General features: G+C 68.6%; 14 protein-coding genes and 5 tRNA genes. 12 read left to right on the plus strand and 7 right to left on the minus strand.

The window, feature by feature from the left end; translation table 11 throughout:
• Nucleotides 1-86: 86 nt before the first annotated feature.
• From QMO76_RS23930 to QMO76_RS23940, 3 genes are all read left to right on the plus strand, one after another.
• Nucleotides 87-159: transfer RNA gene (locus QMO76_RS23930), tRNA-Gly, on the plus strand.
• A gap of 23 nt (nt 160-182) precedes the next feature.
• A tRNA-Cys gene (locus QMO76_RS23935) sits at nt 183-253 on the plus strand.
• A 24-nt stretch (nt 254-277) separates the two neighbouring features.
• A tRNA-Val gene (locus tag QMO76_RS23940) sits at nt 278-352 on the plus strand.
• Between the two features lie 56 nt (nt 353-408).
• On the opposite strand, the gene QMO76_RS23945 is transcribed toward QMO76_RS23940, so the two are convergent.
• Nucleotides 409-1,509, minus strand: a complete 1,101-nt coding sequence (locus QMO76_RS23945; protein WP_306363571.1) for a trans-acting enoyl reductase family protein — start codon at nt 1,507-1,509, stop codon at nt 409-411.
• Between the two features lie 147 nt (nt 1,510-1,656).
• On the opposite strand from QMO76_RS23945, the gene QMO76_RS23950 reads away from it, so the two are divergent.
• Together QMO76_RS23950 and QMO76_RS23955 are read left to right on the plus strand one after the other, a co-directional pair.
• Nucleotides 1,657-2,334, plus strand: a complete 678-nt coding sequence (locus QMO76_RS23950) for a TetR/AcrR family transcriptional regulator (protein WP_306363572.1) — start codon at nt 1,657-1,659, stop codon at nt 2,332-2,334.
• A 238-nt stretch (nt 2,335-2,572) separates the two neighbouring features.
• Nucleotides 2,573-2,770, plus strand: coding sequence for a hypothetical protein (locus QMO76_RS23955; protein ID WP_306363573.1), 198 nt, complete (start codon nt 2,573-2,575; stop codon nt 2,768-2,770).
• A 62-nt stretch (nt 2,771-2,832) separates the two neighbouring features.
• Here the strand turns inward: QMO76_RS23955 and QMO76_RS23960 are convergent, their stop codons facing one another.
• Nucleotides 2,833-4,890 carry a hypothetical protein gene (locus QMO76_RS23960; RefSeq protein ID WP_306363574.1) on the minus strand — a complete coding sequence of 686 codons (2,058 nt, stop codon included), beginning with the start codon at nt 4,888-4,890 and terminating at the stop codon, nt 2,833-2,835.
• Nucleotides 4,891-5,118: 228 nt separating this feature from the next.
• On the opposite strand from QMO76_RS23960, the gene QMO76_RS23965 reads away from it, so the two are divergent.
• From QMO76_RS23965 to QMO76_RS23985, 5 genes are all read left to right on the plus strand, one after another.
• A tRNA-Gly gene (locus QMO76_RS23965) sits at nt 5,119-5,191 on the plus strand.
• 12 nt (nt 5,192-5,203) lie between these two features.
• Nucleotides 5,204-5,278, plus strand: a tRNA-Val gene (locus QMO76_RS23970).
• A gap of 92 nt (nt 5,279-5,370) precedes the next feature.
• Nucleotides 5,371-5,808, plus strand: a complete 438-nt coding sequence (locus QMO76_RS23975) for a helix-turn-helix transcriptional regulator (protein WP_306363575.1) — start codon at nt 5,371-5,373, stop codon at nt 5,806-5,808.
• A gap of 14 nt (nt 5,809-5,822) precedes the next feature.
• Nucleotides 5,823-6,236, plus strand: coding sequence for a VOC family protein (locus QMO76_RS23980; protein WP_306363576.1), 414 nt, complete (start codon nt 5,823-5,825; stop codon nt 6,234-6,236).
• A 38-nt stretch (nt 6,237-6,274) separates the two neighbouring features.
• Nucleotides 6,275-8,656 carry an excinuclease ABC subunit UvrA gene (locus QMO76_RS23985; RefSeq protein WP_306363577.1) on the plus strand — a complete coding sequence of 794 codons (2,382 nt, stop codon included), beginning with the start codon at nt 6,275-6,277 and terminating at the stop codon, nt 8,654-8,656.
• Nucleotides 8,657-8,855: 199 nt separating this feature from the next.
• On the opposite strand, the gene QMO76_RS23990 is transcribed toward QMO76_RS23985, so the two are convergent.
• Nucleotides 8,856-9,296, minus strand: a complete 441-nt coding sequence (locus QMO76_RS23990; protein ID WP_306363578.1) for a hypothetical protein — start codon at nt 9,294-9,296, stop codon at nt 8,856-8,858.
• A gap of 332 nt (nt 9,297-9,628) precedes the next feature.
• On the opposite strand from QMO76_RS23990, the gene QMO76_RS23995 reads away from it, so the two are divergent.
• The gene (locus QMO76_RS23995) at nt 9,629-10,873 is read left to right on the plus strand and encodes a TMEM143 family protein (protein ID WP_306363579.1); all 1,245 of its coding nucleotides are present in this window, start codon (nt 9,629-9,631) and stop codon (nt 10,871-10,873) included.
• A gap of 31 nt (nt 10,874-10,904) precedes the next feature.
• On the opposite strand, the gene QMO76_RS24000 is transcribed toward QMO76_RS23995, so the two are convergent.
• The 3 genes from QMO76_RS24000 to QMO76_RS24010 form a co-directional block, all read right to left on the minus strand.
• Nucleotides 10,905-11,324 (minus strand): VOC family protein, encoded by a 420-nt coding sequence (locus QMO76_RS24000; RefSeq protein ID WP_306363580.1) that lies wholly within the window; start codon nt 11,322-11,324, stop codon nt 10,905-10,907.
• A gap of 62 nt (nt 11,325-11,386) precedes the next feature.
• Nucleotides 11,387-11,668, minus strand: a complete 282-nt coding sequence (locus QMO76_RS35405) for a TrkA C-terminal domain-containing protein (protein WP_372342057.1) — start codon at nt 11,666-11,668, stop codon at nt 11,387-11,389.
• 354 nt (nt 11,669-12,022) lie between these two features.
• The gene (locus QMO76_RS24010) at nt 12,023-12,610 is read right to left on the minus strand and encodes a helix-turn-helix domain-containing protein (RefSeq protein ID WP_306363581.1); all 588 of its coding nucleotides are present in this window, start codon (nt 12,608-12,610) and stop codon (nt 12,023-12,025) included.
• Nucleotides 12,611-12,692: 82 nt separating this feature from the next.
• Between QMO76_RS24010 and QMO76_RS24015 the strand changes: the two genes are divergently transcribed.
• Nucleotides 12,693-13,685: an NAD(P)/FAD-dependent oxidoreductase gene (locus QMO76_RS24015; RefSeq protein ID WP_306363582.1), complete on the plus strand. Its 993-nt coding sequence runs from the start codon at nt 12,693-12,695 to the stop codon at nt 13,683-13,685.
• Here QMO76_RS24015 and QMO76_RS24020 read toward each other — a convergent pair.
• Nucleotides 13,682-14,314: a hypothetical protein gene (locus tag QMO76_RS24020; RefSeq protein WP_306363583.1), complete on the minus strand. Its 633-nt coding sequence runs from the start codon at nt 14,312-14,314 to the stop codon at nt 13,682-13,684. The genes QMO76_RS24015 and QMO76_RS24020 overlap by 4 nt on opposite strands.
• Nucleotides 14,315-14,609 lie beyond the last annotated feature (295 nt).

Consider the following 14,609-nt stretch of genomic DNA (forward strand, 5'->3'; position numbering starts at 1 on the left):
CTACCAGCCGATTTGTTGCTTGCACAGATGGTGGGCTAATGTTCTCTCTCGTCAGCGGGACAGCCGGAAGGCGCCCGAGGTGACATGCGGATGTAGCGCAGCTGGTAGCGCATCACCTTGCCAAGGTGAGGGTCGCGGGTTCGAATCCCGTCATCCGCTCGAGAGGCCAACACGGCCTACTTGGCGGTGTGGCCGAGTGGTGAGGCAACGGCCTGCAAAGCCGTGCACACGGGTTCGATTCCCGTCGCCGCCTCTTCTTCGTGAAGAGACAAGACTCGCGCGATTAGCTCAGCGGGAGAGCGCTTCCCTGACACGGAAGAGGTCACTGGTTCAATCCCAGTATCGCGCACCAGAGAAATACCAGATCAGGCCCGGTTTCCACCGGGCCTTTCTGCTGTCGTGAACCGGTCAGCTCGAGTGCGTCGTGGCGCGGCGGGTCCAACCGGCATCCCGGACGGCGGTGTGCAGGGCGTCCAGGCCGAATGCCTCGACCGGGCCCAGGGCGCCGGTGGTGAGCAGGCCGCCGTTCAGGGCCGTGTGCGCGGCCCAGGCCAGCATGCGGGCGGTGAAGTCGTAGGGGTCGCCGCCGGTGAGGGTGACCGAGGACAGGCGGTTGTCGGAGGCGTCGTAGGTTTCGGCGACGACCCAGCCGCGGGTGCGGGCGCGTGCCCGGGCGTCGGGGCCGCCGGTGGAGCCCTTGACGATTCGCGCCAGTGCGGCTTCGAGTCCGTGCTTCAGGGGTGGGAGTTGTGCCGCGGTCGCGGCCAGGGTCGAACCGATCCGCATGCCGTGGGCTGCGGCGGGCGGCAGGCCGAGGTACACGTCGACCGAGCGTAGATTCGGATGGGTGCGCGGCAGGGCGAAGTGCTCGGAGCCGGGGATCGAGACGGCCGTGCGGGGTTTTCCGGCGACGTCGAAGTCGCGCAGGTGCGCGGCGGTCGGTTCGGTGACGATCCTGCCGTCGCGCAATGCGAAGCCGCGCTCGAAGAGCATCCCGGCCACCGAGGCGCGGGTGCCGCCGCTGGTGCTGGGGCCGTCCATGAAATAGCCGACATCGACGCGGGCCGCGGCGGGAGCCTCGCGCAGCGCCAGTGCGGCGGCCAGATTGCCTGGCACATAGTCGAATCCGAGCGCCGTCAGCAGCGCCACACCGGCGGTGCGGGCCTGGTCGTCGTGGTCGAACACGGTGCGGACGAAGGGGCCTTCGCCGGTGGAGTCGAGGTAATGCGCTCCGGCGGTCAGCGCGGCGGCCAGGGCGGGCCCGCCGTGGCGCAGGAACGGCCCGACCGTCGTCACGAGCACGTCGCCCCGCTCGAGCAGGGCGGTCACCGAGGCGGGGTCGGCGACATCGGCGACGGCGGTCGGAGCGCCGCCGAGTTCGGCGGCGAGCTTCGCCAGCGCGGCGGCATCGCGCCCGGCCAGCACCGGCGAATCGCCTTGTGCGATAAACGCTTCGGCGGTCAGGCGGCCGGTGTACCCGGTCGCCCCGAATACGACGATCTTCGGCATTGCCTGCTACCTGCTTTCTGTTCGGCGTCCAGGGTGCATGTCTAGCACGCCTCGACAGATTGCTCACATCTTGTTGACATGTCGCCAACAATGCCACCAGGCTCTGATCTGAGCCGATATCCGAGGTCGGCGCGTTGCGGAGGTGAGATGACACAGTCGGTGAGCAGGGAGTGCGTTGAGCCGCCGCGTGTGCGGGACCGTCCGCGGTTCGGCGCGAACCAGCGGGCGGAGCGCGCGGCGCAACGCCTGCGGGTGCTGACGGCGGCGTCCGGGGTCTTCGGTCGGCGCGGGTACCACGCGGCCCAGATGGACGAGATCGCCGACCGGGCGGGGATCAGCAAACCCACTGTGTACAAGCACTTTCCGAGCAAGATCGACCTGTACCTCGCGGTGATCCAGTCGCGGCTGGACCGGTTGGTGGACGATATCCGATCCGCGTTGACCGCCTCCGGCGACAATAGGGCCCGAACCCGCGCCGCCGTCGCGGTCTACTTCGATTTCATCGACAGCGACCCCGACGGGTTCCGCATGGTGTTCGAAACCGAGGTGCCGAGCGAGCCGGAGGTGCGCGTACGCATCGACCACGCCATCGACAATTGCGTCATGGCGGTCGCGGGCCTGTTGACCCGCGACCTCGGGGCCGATGTGGCCCGGGTCCGCGTGCTGGCGGCCGGGCTGGTGGGCATCTGCCGGTTCACCGCGAGGCAGTGGCTCGACACCGACCGGCCGATTCCCAAGTCCCACGCGATCGACCTGACGGCGAGACTGTGCGCACAGGGGCTGTCGGGAGTTCCGCTGATACGCCGCGGCGAGGTCGCAAGCTGATTCCGGCGGACTCGTCGTGCACGGCTGATCGATCGCCGCCTCCACCCGCCGTGCGCCGGGAAGCTCGGTCCTCGTCCCCCGTCGCCGATTGCATGGTTGGCAACAGCCAGTGAACAGACGTACTCTCAATCTGCGTTGACATGGCGAATGTTTCTACTGGTGGCAGTTGTTCGATCATGCGGCTTTCAGTCGCGGAAGAACACTCGTTCACCAGCTTGATAATGGAGGTGCGGATTCGATGAGCGGGTTCGGGGAGTTGGCGCGGGAGCTGTCCCGGGTGGGGCGGCGCAGCGGTCGGCGACTGTCCAGGGTCGGGGCCGATGCCGCGAGTCGGACCGCGGCCGAGGTGCAGGAACTGCTGAGCGAGAGCGGACATCTCGTCCTCGGTGCGGTGCGGGCCAAAGCGCACGACCTGGGGCTGCGGGACAAGCCGTAGGTCAGCGCAGGTGGCCGGCCGTCGGCGAATCCGGTGCGCTCGCCGACGGCGCGGACCTCGGGTCAGCGAGGCCAGTAGTTCTCCGGGCCCGCCTCGGAGACGATCGCCTCGGCGGCGGCGTCGAGCCAGTCGGTGATATCGGTGTCCTCGGTCAGATTGATGTAGAGGGCCGTGGATTTGTAGACGTAGCGGTAGCTCTTGGAGCCCCAGCCGCTGCGGGTGGCGTAGCCGGTGTAGTTGTCGCAGACCGATGCTCCGGGACCATCCTCCGGGCACCAGACCGCCCAGTCCTGAGTCTGCCCCTTCATGGTGTCGTAGAGGCTGTCGGCGTCGGAGCTGGTGGGCAGGGCGAGGACGTTCACCGAGACCAGGATCTGATTGGAGTGGTCGACGTAGGAGCCCGCGATCATGTGGGTGCAGTTGTACTGCGCCAGAATGTCTTTGACATTCTGCGACATCTCCGCGGTGATGCAGTCCCGGATGCCGCCCGCGCGCAGCGTGTACTCGACGTTCATGGCGTCGCGGAACGATTGCGGCAGTAGCGCTTCCGACGTGAACGGAGTGGTGTCGGTGGCGGCCGAGCGCAGCGTGCCCCAGTCGAACGCCGGTGCCGTGGTGGCCGAAGCGCGGGCCTCGGGCGCGAGCGCCTGCTGACTGGTGGCCGATGACGTCAGATCGGGCGCGGTGGTATCGCGCAGGGTGACGGCGACCAGCGCGATGCCCGCGACGGCCAGTGCGACCACGGCCAGGACCGCCGCCATGCGGGAGCCGGTATTCATCGGGGCCGCAGCGGGTGTCGGCGCGTGCCGACGGGGGTCGGCCGGCCAGGCGGGCTCGAGGGGCGAGCGCGCCGCGAGCGGACCGGGCGGCTCGTCGGCCGCGGACGGATCGGGTGGCGCGGCCGGACGGTGTGGTGCATCGGGTATGACCGGATCGCGCGGATCATCGGTCGTGCCAGGATCATGCGGCGCGTCGGGCCGCAGGTGATCCAGGACCTGCGTGGTGGACGCGGCTCCGCCCGCCGGGGCCTGCCGTGCGGCCGTGGTGACCGCAGCGGTGGTGACCGTACCGCCCGTCCGGCCACCCGCCGCGCCCGCACCGGGAGCGGACCCCACCCCGTCGACGCGCCCGGCCCGGACGGTCGGATCGGCGACCTCCCCTGCGGAAAGCCCCGCGCCGACCGGCCCCCCGGCTCCCTCCGCACGAATGCGCTGGGTATGCCGGTCGAGCACGGCCACCGCGGCCTGGTTGTAGAACGACCCGTCGCCCAGCAGATAGGAGTCCTGGAGCGCGTCCAGCCACTCGCCGGCGCGGGGGCGGTCGTCGGTGGCGGCGGGGTCGGTGAAGGCGCGGTCGAACAGGGCGCGCACGCGGGGGTCGAGTTCGGACGGGAAGCCCGACGGCCCCCGCCAGCCGCCGCGAGCGGGGGTATCGGTGGCGAGGAAGAGGCAGCGGTACAGCAGGGCCGCCACGCCGAAGCGGTCGCTGAAGCGGTCGGGCCCGGGAATCTCACCGCTGAGAAGCCGTGGATCGCACCACTTCTCGAGGCGGATGCCCGCGGGCGCGGCCACCCGCCCGTACCGCAGCCCGTCGCATTCGAGGAGGTAGACGTGCGGCTGGAAGCGGCTCCACAACAGGTTCCGCGCGAACAGCGCGCCGTGGACGAGATCGCGCTCCTCGAGCGCGGTGGCGATCTCGCATATCCGAATCGCCACCGCGACACGGTAATACGCATCGGGTGGCTGCCGCGCCGCCAGACACAGCCGGTGCAGGGTCAGCGGTGACCCGTCGGGTTCGAGGAATTCGCCCGGGGTCAGCGGCAGGATCGCACCGAGCAGCTCGTCATCGCGCCGTACCAGGTCGATCGGCCAGGCTATCGAGTTCTCCGGTGCGGCCCCCACTCCCCCGTGCCGTTCCGCGGGCAGCACGATCTCGCGGCCGAAATGCGCTGCGCGCGCCGCCCAACCGATCGCATGCGCATCGGTGACGGCCGCGCCGTACAGCTTGTACACGCGTTCACGACCGTGTCGGTCGCGGCACCGGAACAGCCGCGACCGCCCACCCGCCGTGCCGTAGGGGTCGCCCGCGACGAAGTAGACGTCACCGGACGTGCCGGTCACCGAGAAGAATCCCTGGCCTGTTGGCTGCGACGGGTCCGATGCCATCCCCGAGCCGCCCCTCCCTTCACACCACCCTGTTTCGGGAACCGACTGTGCCACAACGGACAAACGGGCACAAACGCTCGAAAGACCCGGTCGAGAGGCCGCAGACCAGCCCGATTTGGAGTCTTCGCGCTGTTGTGGCTATGGTTCTTCCTCGCGAGCCGGAGCCGAAATGCCGCCGGACGTGCGGATGTAGCGCAGCTGGTAGCGCATCACCTTGCCAAGGTGAGGGTCGCGGGTTCGAATCCCGTCATCCGCTCTGTGGGGTCCCGCGCGATTAGCTCAGCGGGAGAGCGCTTCCCTGACACGGAAGAGGTCACTGGTTCGATCCCAGTATCGCGCACCAGGGAAACACCGGACCAGGTGGTCACGAACCTCGTGCGTCGCTGCCGCACCGCGTGCCACGCGAGGGCGCGGCTATATGGGACGATCTGCGGAGTGACCAGCAGACCCGAGCAGCAGCGCCTCCGCGACCTCGCGGTACTGCGTCGCGTCCGGGACCGGATCGACCGGGAATACGCCCAGCCCCTCGACGTCGAACGGCTCGCCCGGGACGCGCACATGTCGGCCGGACATCTCAGCCGCCAGTTCCGGGCCGCCTACGGCGAGTCGCCCTACTCCTATCTGATGACGCGGCGTATCGAGCGCGCCAAGGCATTGCTGCGGCGTGGCGATCTGAGCGTCACCGAGGTCTGCTTCGAGGTGGGCTGCTCCTCGCTGGGCACGTTCAGCACCCGATTCACCGAACTGGTCGGAATGCCGCCGAGCGTGTACAAGCGGGAGGCCGCGGGCGAGGCGGCGGGGATACCGGCCTGCGTGGCCAAGCAGATCACCCGACCGATCAGGAATCGAGAAGCTTCGACCGGTGACCGGTAGCTACCGTGATCAGCATGGACATCAGCATCAACGCCTCCTATCTGCCGCAGGACGATCCGGACGCCGCGCTGGCGTTCTACCGCGACACTCTCGGGTTCGAGGTCCGCAACGACGTCGGCTACGAGGGCATGCGCTGGATCACGGTCGGGCCGGTCGGCCAGCCCGACGTCTCCATCGTGCTGCATCCGCCGGCGGCCGATCCCGGTATCACCGACGACGAGCGGCGCGTCATCGCCGAGATGATGGCCAAGGGCACCTACGCCGGTATCAATCTCGCCACCCGCGACCTCGACGGCCTGTTCGAGAAATTGCAGGCCAGCGATGCCGCCGAGGTGGTACAGGAACCGACCGACCAGCCGTACGGGGTTCGCGACTGCGCGTTCCGCGATCCCGCGGGCAATATGGTCCGCATCAAGCAGCTGGATTGAGAGCCGTCCGACCGAACAAGAGGAAGACACCACGAGTTATGGCCAAGAAGACGGATACGCGGTCGCCCGCGCACGCCGCCGACACCCATGATCTGATCCGGGTGGTCGGCGCGCGGGAGAACAACCTGAAGGACGTCAGCATCGAGATCCCCAAGCGCCGGTTGACCGTGTTCACCGGCGTGTCGGGCTCGGGCAAGAGCTCGCTGGTGTTCGACACCATCGCCGCGGAGTCGCGGCGGCTCATCAACGAGACCTACAGCACCTTCATCCAGGGCTTCATGCCGACCCAGGCGCGGCCCGACGTGGACGTGCTCGACGGTCTGACCACCGCGATCATCGTCGACCAGGAGCGGATGGGCGCCGACCCCCGCTCCACGGTCGGCACCGCCACCGACGCCAACGCCATGCTGCGCATTCTGTTCAGCCGGCTCGGCACGCCGCATATCGGCTCCCCGCAGGCGTTCTCCTTCAATGTGGCCTCGATCAGCGGAGCGGGCGCGGTCACGGTCGAGAAGGGCGGCCAGAAGGTCCGGGAGCGGCGCAGCTTCAGCATTACCGGCGGCATGTGCCCGCGCTGCGAGGGGCGCGGCTCGGTCAACGACATCGACCTGACCCAGATCTACGACGACAGCAAATCGCTCAACGAGGGCGCGCTGACCGTGCCCGGCTACAGCATGGAGGGCTGGTACGGCCGCATCTTCAGCGGCTCCGGCTTCTTCGATATGGACAAGCCGATCAGGAAGTTCACCAAGCGTGAGCTCGACGCTCTGCTCTACAAGGAGCCCACCAAGATCAAGGTCGAGGGCATCAACCTCACCTACGAGGGCGTCATCCCGAAGATGCGCAAATCCATGCTGTCCAAGGACGTCGACGCCCTGCAGCCGCATATCCGCGCCTTCGTGGAGCGCGCGGTGACCTTCCAGACCTGCCCCGACTGCGACGGCACCCGACTCAGCGCCGAGGCACGCTCCTCGAAGATCGGCGAGATCAATATCGCCGACGCCTGCGCCATGCAGATCAGCGATCTGGCCGAATGGGTCGGCGGGCTGCGGGAACCGTCGGTGCAGCCGCTGCTGGACGCGCTGCGGCACACGCTCGACTCGTTCGTGGAGATCGGGCTCGGCTACCTGTCGCTGAACCGGCCCGCGGGCACGCTGTCCGGCGGTGAGGCGCAGCGCGTCAAGATGATTCGCCACCTCGGCTCCTCGCTCACCGACGTCACCTATGTGTTCGACGAACCCACCGCCGGACTGCACCCGCACGACATCCAGCGCATGAACGACCTGCTGCTGCGGCTGCGGGACAAGGGCAATACCGTGCTGGTCGTCGAGCACAAGCCAGAGACCATCGCCATCGGCGACCATGTGGTGGACCTCGGTCCGGGCGCGGGCGCGGCGGGCGGTTCCATCTGTTTCGAGGGCGCCGTCGACAAGCTGCGGACCAGCGGGACCATTACCGGGCGGCATTTCGACGACCGCGCCGCGCTCAAGAGCGAAGTGCGTACACCCGTCGGCGCGTGGAAGATTCGGCATGCCGAGACCAACAATCTGCGCGATGTCTCCGTCGATGTCCCGCTCGGCGTGCTGTGCGTGGTCACCGGCGTGGCCGGATCCGGCAAGAGCTCGCTGATCCACGGCTCCATCCCGGGTTCCGACGGCGTGGTTGCGGTGGACCAGACGCCCATTCGCGGCTCGCGGCGCAGCAATCCGGCGACCTACACCGGGCTGCTCGAGCCGATCCGCAAGGCGTTCGCGAAGGCCAACGGGGTCAAACCCGCGCTGTTCAGCTCCAATTCCGAAGGCGCGTGCCCGAATTGCAACGGCGCGGGCGTCGTCTACTCCGATCTGGGCATCATGGCCGGGGTCTCCACCACCTGTGAGGTGTGCGAGGGCAAGCGGTTCATGGCGGAGGTGCTGGAATACACCCTGGGCGGCAAGGACATCAGCGAGGTGCTGGCCATGCCGGTGACCGAGGCCGAGGAGTTCTTCGGCAGCGGCGACGCCAAAACCCCTGCCGCGCATGCCATCCTCCGGCGGCTCGCCGATGTCGGGCTCGGCTATCTGACCATCGGGCAGCCGCTGACCACGCTGTCCGGCGGTGAACGGCAGCGCCTCAAACTTGCCACCCACATGGCCGACAAGGGCGGCGTGTACGTCCTCGACGAGCCCACCACCGGACTGCATCTCGCCGATGTGGAACAGCTGCTCGGACTGCTCGACAAGCTGGTGGACTCCGGCAAGTCGGTGATCGTCATCGAGCACCACCAGGCCGTCATGGCGCACGCCGACTGGATCATCGACCTCGGGCCGGGCGCGGGCCACGACGGCGGCACGATCGTCTTCGAGGGCACACCCGCCGATCTCGTGGCCGACCGCTCCACACTGACCGGACAGCACCTCGCGGAGTACGTGGGGGCCTGACCCGACCGGTCGGCTTCGTACATGCCGTCTGGAGGACCTCACGGAACAGGGGCGACGGGTCCCGGCCGTCGAGGTCCTCGGAGTCGGTCAGCGGCGATTCGGGCACCTACGCGAGCGGTGACCCGCGATGGCACCGCTGATGTTCGGACAGTTGGCACGCGGCGATCGCACGCCCGAGTTCGCCCGGAAACCGAGCCGGTCAGTGCTGTTCCACATTCTCGAGCGCGCCCGCGCGGGCGCGCCACCAGCGCACCAGCATGGTCAGCCCGGTGACGAGCAGTGCGGCCAGTGGGATCAGCGGCAGGTAGGAGACCCATACGATGGGCTCCTCCGGTGCGAGGGCGACGAAGGTCGCGAGCACGGTCACCGTGAAGACGACCGCCGACCAGCGGTGCACCTGCCGCACCCGCTGTCCCCGCACCCAGCCGACCGGGCGCTCCGTAAGACCGCGCCCGCTCGGGTACGGGGTCACGAGCAGGTACAGACCGGAGAACGCCAGTAGGGCGAGTGGCGCCAGCGGCAGATAGGACAGCCATTCGGGGCCGCCCGCCGCCAATCCGACCACGGTGACGCCGATGACCGCCACGAAGGTGACGGCCAGCCACCGGTGCGCCTGCCTGATCCGGATATTCGTGGTCATGGTGCTCCCCTCTCCGTTCGAGCCCCGCCGCCGCGGCACTCGCGGGCGGATGTTCCGAAGCCGACGCTAGTTACCCGCCGATGCGCAACGCTTCTCGATTCCTGACCGATTGATGCGGCCGCCACGGCGCAGGTCGGACGCCCGGCACACCGGAAACGGGCCGCGATACCGCGCCGCGGGCGGCGAACCGGCAACCCGACGGCGTCACCGACGACCGGCCAGTGCGCGCTCGTTGCCCGCGAGGTCGTTTCGCGATCACCGGTCCCACGCGGGCGGCGACGGCCGCACCTAGGGTTGAAGCGGACGGGTCCGCCCGCCGAGAGGAGTCGCCGATGGAACACTTTCTGCCGTTTCGCAAGAGCGCGGTCATTTCGCTGTGTGCCGACGAGGTGCCCGAGGCCGAGCGGGAGTCCTTTCTGGAGTTCGCGCGATTACTGGCGGCCCTGGTCCACTACTCGTTCCACGAGCGCGGCGAGGCGGCGCTGGACGCGTATCAGTTGGTCGATCCGGCCGAGGATATGCGGGTGATCCGGACCGCGACCCCGCCGGAGCGGGCGGCGGCGCGGCAGCGGGTGGAGCGGGAGCTCGTCGCCCTGGCGGAGGCGGCCAATTTCACGCGCATCGACCAGGCCGAGATCGAGCGGGCCTTCGCCGAACAGTCGCTGGTGAAGGTGCGGCTGGAGGTGGACGACGAGAATATCGACACGGTGCTGTTCTTCCGACGCGGCGAAGCGCGGAAGTCCGAGCAGGTGAAGTCGCTGTACGGACTGCGGCGGCGCACCGTCGAATTCACCAGCTACGCCAAGGTACTGGTGTACATCGCGTTCACCGAGCGTGAGCAGCCCGGCGACGGACAGCGCTCCGGCGGTGTGCTGTTGAAGCTGTTCCAGGATGTGCCGCGCAACGATCTGGAGATGCTGTACCCGAGCGTTCGCGTGCGCATGCGGCCGCTGGACAAACTGCTCATCGGGGTGCCCGCGGTGGTCTCCGGGATCATCGTCGTGGTCACCAAGCTGATCGCCTCGATGGGCCTGCTGGTGCTGCTGCTGGCGTTCTGGCTCGGCCTCCGCGACGAATCGGTCACGCTGGATCAGACCGCGCTGGTCACCCTCGGGGCCGGACTGGCGGCCTTCGGCGGATATCTGGTACGCCAGTTCTCCAAGTTCAAGAACCGCAAGATCAAGCTGATGAAGACGCTGTCGGAACACCTGTATTTCCGCAATCTCGACAATGACGCGGGCGTCTTCCACCATCTGCTGGGTGCGGCCGAGGAATCGGAGGTGAAGGAGACGCTGCTCGCCTACCACTTCCTGCGCACCGCCGAGCGCCCGCTGTCCGCCGCGGACTTGGACCAGCGCATCGAGGAGTGGTTCCGCGAGCACTGGCGGACCACCTTCGACTACGAGGTCTCCGACGGGCTGCGCAAACTGCGCGAACTGGAGTTGCTCACCGAGCACGCCGGGGACACCCTCGCAGTGGTGTCGCTGCCGGAGGCGAAACGGCGATTGGATCACCGCTGGGACAACCTGTTCCGCTTCCACACATCGGCGTCCGGCGCACCGGGCACGCCGAACTGAGGATGCGGGCGGAACTCAGGTCACGCGGAACTCAGGTCACACAGAACTCGTTGTCCTCCGGATCGGCCATGGTGACCCAGGCGAACGGCCCCTGCCGCCCCTCGTGCAGCAGCTTCGCGCCGAGTCCGGTCAGCCGCTCCACCTCGGCCGCCCGCTGCTCGTCACCGACCCGGATATCGAGGTGCAGCCGGTTCTTCACCGTCTTGGCCTCGGGGACGAGTTGGAACAGCACTCGCGGGCGTTCCGGATGCCGGATGGCCGTCCCCACCTTCCACACCAGCTTTCCCCGATGCGTCGTGGTGTCGTCCTCCGCCGCGTGCCCTTGCGCGACCATGGTGCGAATGAAGTCCTCGTCCTGGGGTTCGACCTCCCACCCCAGCGCCGCCGCCCACCAGTCGGCCTGGGTATGCGGATCGGCGCAGTCGACGACCACCTGAAATTCGTATCCCATGGACCGCACTCTAACGCCGGACACCGACAGTTCCGGTTCGCAAGTCCGACCGGTCCCAGCGCTCAGACGAGGTCCGCGAACGATTCGACATCGGCGATGCTCCCGGACACGATGAGCTGATCACCGTCCATCACCACGGTGTCCGCTGTGGCGTAGGTGAATTCGCCGCCGCGGCGCTTGACGGCGACGACCGTCACGTCGAACTGCTGCCGCAGCCCGCTCTCGGTGAGCGTCATCCCGATCGCCGCGCGTGGTGCGGTGGTGCGCACCATGGCGTAGTCGTCGTCGAACTCGATGTAGTCGAGCATGCGCCCGGTCACCAGGTGCGCGATCCGTTCGCCCATATCGAATTCCGGCAGCACCACGTGATGTGCGCCGATGCGCTCGAGGATGCGACCGTGCTGGCGGCTGGTGGCCTTGGCCCAGATGCGAGGGATCCTGAAATCGACGAGCAGCGAGGTGCTATGGCAAGCACCTCCGAGCCGTGCACGACCAGTTCGCGGGCCAGTGAGCTGCCGAACCGGCCCAGCCCGACGACGACCACCCGGGAGCCGGGATGCCTGGGAGCCTTGCTGAATGGTGTCTTAGCCAACGACGGGTCGCTCATCCGGTAGCTCGTAGCGGCTTATCCGCGGTATCGACAGCCCTCTCCGAGGCGACTCCGCGTGGCGCGACGCTCGGATGCGAGCGGGAATCGCCTACTTCGACTCCGATTTCGGGCGCACGCGCAGGTGTGCGCGTTCACCCTGTTTGCCGAAGAGACTGAGGAATTCGACCGGGTTGTCGTCGGCCGGGCCGAACCAGTGCGGGACGCGGGTGTCGAATTCGGCCGCCTCGCCGGGGAGCATGACGAAATCGTGTTCGGCGAGGATGACGCGCAGGCGGCCGTTGAGCACGTAGAGCCACTCGTAGCCCTCGTGGGTCTTGGGATCCGGGTCGCCGCGGTGGTCGTCGGGGGCGATGACGAGTTTGTACGCCTGCACCCCGCCGGGGCGGCGGGTCAGCGGGATCATGGTCATGCCGTGATGGGTGACCGGGCGCATGTGGACGCGCGGATCGCCGGTGGGCGGGGCGCCGACCAGTTCGTCCAGGGTGACGCGGTGTGCCTTGGCCAGGGGCAGCAGGAGTTCGAGGGTGGGGCGGCGGGCACCCGATTCCAGGCGGGACAGGGTGCTCACCGAGATGCCGGTGGCGGCGGCGAGATCGGTGAGGGTGACGTCGCGCTGTTTGCGCAGGGCGCGCAGGCGGGGGCCGACCGCTTCCAGGGCCTGATCCAGGTCGTCCATCACTCCAGTTTGCCATAACAGCAAAGGAGCTTGCCGAAATCGCGGATCGGGGTGCATCGTCGACGGCAAGGAGGTGGTCTGGATGACCGAATGGACCGGAAACTACGACGCGGTGGTGATCGGCGGCGGGGCCGCGGGACTGAACGGGGCGCTCATGCTGGCGCGCTCGCGGCGGTCGGTGCTGGTCGTCGACTCGGGAGCGCCGCGCAATGCCCCCGCCCACGCGGTGCACGGACTGTTCGCGCGCGACGGCGTGCCGCCGCGGGAGCTGCTGCGGCGCGGCCGCGAGGAGGTGCGCGGCTACGGTGGCGAGATCGTCGACGGCGAGGTCACGGCGGTGGCCCGCACCGCCGACGGCTTCGCGGTGACCCTGCGCGACGGCGGCACGGCGCGGGCGCGGCGGCTGCTGGTGACCACCGGACTGGTCGACGAACTGCCCGATATCGCGGGACTGCGCGAACGCTGGGGCCGCGAGGTGGTGCACTGCCCCTACTGCCACGGCTGGGAGGTGCGCGATGAGCCCATCGGCGTCATCGCCACCGGACCCATGTCGGTGCACGGCGCGCTGCTGTTCCGGCAGTTGAGTGCCGATGTGGTGTTCCTCGTCAACGACCTGCCGCTCGGCGCGGAGCAGCGGGCGGAGTTGGCGGCGCGGGGAATCGAGATCATCGAGGGGGCGGTGGCAGCACTGGAGATCACCGACGACCGACTGACCGGTGTGCGACTGGCCGACGGCACCGTCATCCCCCGCACCACGGTGGCGGTCGCCTCGCGCATGGTGGCCCGCACCGAATTCCTCACGGGCCTGGGCCTGACCGCGGTCGCCCATCCCTCCGGTATGGGCGAGCACATCCCCGCCGACCCCACCGGCCGCACCGAGGCGCCGGGCGTCTGGGCCGCGGGCAATGTCACCGACCTGTCCGCCCAGGTCGGCAGCGCCGCCGCCGCGGGCGCCATGGCAGGTGGGCAGATCAACGCCGACCTGGTGGCCGAGGAAGTCCGCGAGGCCGTGGCCGCCGCCGGTGCGCAGGTAGGTCAGCCGAATCGCGGCGGCGCAAATGCGACAGCCGACTAGTCGGGTTGCGGCAATCGCACGGCATCGGCGGGGATGTCCGGGACCGCTTCCACCACCACGGATTTCATGGCCGGGTCGGGCAGGAGCAAACGCCAGTCGTCGTGCGACCAGACGACTGTCTGAGTGTTTGCCGCAATGCTGTTGTCCGAGTAGATGCTGTACACGAGCAGCCGGGCGCGATCCTCGGCGTACGCGGTGAACTTGTAGGCGGCGATGCGCGGGGCCACTTCCGCGGACGCGGGCTGGGTGACCGAGATCCGGGCGCGGGCCAGCACCCATTCGTCCTTGCCGGGGCCGGGCATCAGGGTCTGTGCGGCGATCTTCGACCAGGCGGCGTCGGGGGCGAGCGAAATCCGGACGGTGTGGTGGATGGCGGCCAGCGCCGCACCCTGCGGGGTGTGCGAGTAGCCCAGGGCGGCCTCGGCGACCCGGGTGGGACCGTCCTTGCCGCCGAAGGGAAGTCGCACGCCCTGCCAGGTCTCCCAGTGGATGTCGGCCGGTGGCCGGTTCGGATCGGGAGGGGCCGAGGTGGGTGCGGAGGATGGGGTGTCGGAGAGGCCGCAGGCGGCGGCGGTGACCAGCGCCAAGACAACCAGCACCGTTCGCTGTCGGATTGCTGATATGCGCACGAGCCTCCCCTTCGCGGACCGGGGCGCTGATGAAAGGTGTTGCGGGGCACGGCTGCCGCGCCCTCTCGCCGATCTTATTGTGAGGGATTCGGAGGATGGCGGCTATTCAAGGGAATTCATACCGACTCGTCCGTATTCAATTGCCGGACCCCGGTTTCGGGTACCATCATCCCGGCAACAACATCATCGCAGGTGACAGGGACTCATCGCGAGGTTATTGCGGCGGGAACCCGATATGTCACCCGGGGTGGTGACGGCCGACCGCAGTGGGCGCGTCCAGTGGTGTGGTGTGGGA

This window comes from Nocardia sp. CC227C (assembly GCF_030767025.1).
Classification (GTDB): domain Bacteria; phylum Actinomycetota; class Actinomycetes; order Mycobacteriales; family Mycobacteriaceae; genus Nocardia.

Coding starts and splice junctions, on each gene's coding strand:
- QMO76_RS23945 (WP_306363571.1), bottom strand. CDS start 1,509: ATGCCGAAGATCGTCGTATTCGGGGCGACCGGGTACACCGGCCGCCTG.
- QMO76_RS23950 (WP_306363572.1), top strand. CDS start 1,657: ATGACACAGTCGGTGAGCAGGGAGTGCGTTGAGCCGCCGCGTGTGCGG.
- QMO76_RS23955 (WP_306363573.1), top strand. CDS start 2,573: ATGAGCGGGTTCGGGGAGTTGGCGCGGGAGCTGTCCCGGGTGGGGCGG.
- QMO76_RS23980 (WP_306363576.1), top strand. CDS start 5,823: ATGGACATCAGCATCAACGCCTCCTATCTGCCGCAGGACGATCCGGAC.
- QMO76_RS23985 (WP_306363577.1), top strand. CDS start 6,275: ATGGCCAAGAAGACGGATACGCGGTCGCCCGCGCACGCCGCCGACACC.
- QMO76_RS23990 (WP_306363578.1), bottom strand. CDS start 9,296: ATGACCACGAATATCCGGATCAGGCAGGCGCACCGGTGGCTGGCCGTC.
- QMO76_RS23995 (WP_306363579.1), top strand. CDS start 9,629: ATGGAACACTTTCTGCCGTTTCGCAAGAGCGCGGTCATTTCGCTGTGT.
- QMO76_RS24000 (WP_306363580.1), bottom strand. CDS start 11,324: ATGGGATACGAATTTCAGGTGGTCGTCGACTGCGCCGATCCGCATACC.
- QMO76_RS35405 (WP_372342057.1), bottom strand. CDS start 11,668: ATGGGCGAACGGATCGCGCACCTGGTGACCGGGCGCATGCTCGACTAC.
- QMO76_RS24010 (WP_306363581.1), bottom strand. CDS start 12,610: ATGGACGACCTGGATCAGGCCCTGGAAGCGGTCGGCCCCCGCCTGCGC.
- QMO76_RS24015 (WP_306363582.1), top strand. CDS start 12,693: ATGACCGAATGGACCGGAAACTACGACGCGGTGGTGATCGGCGGCGGG.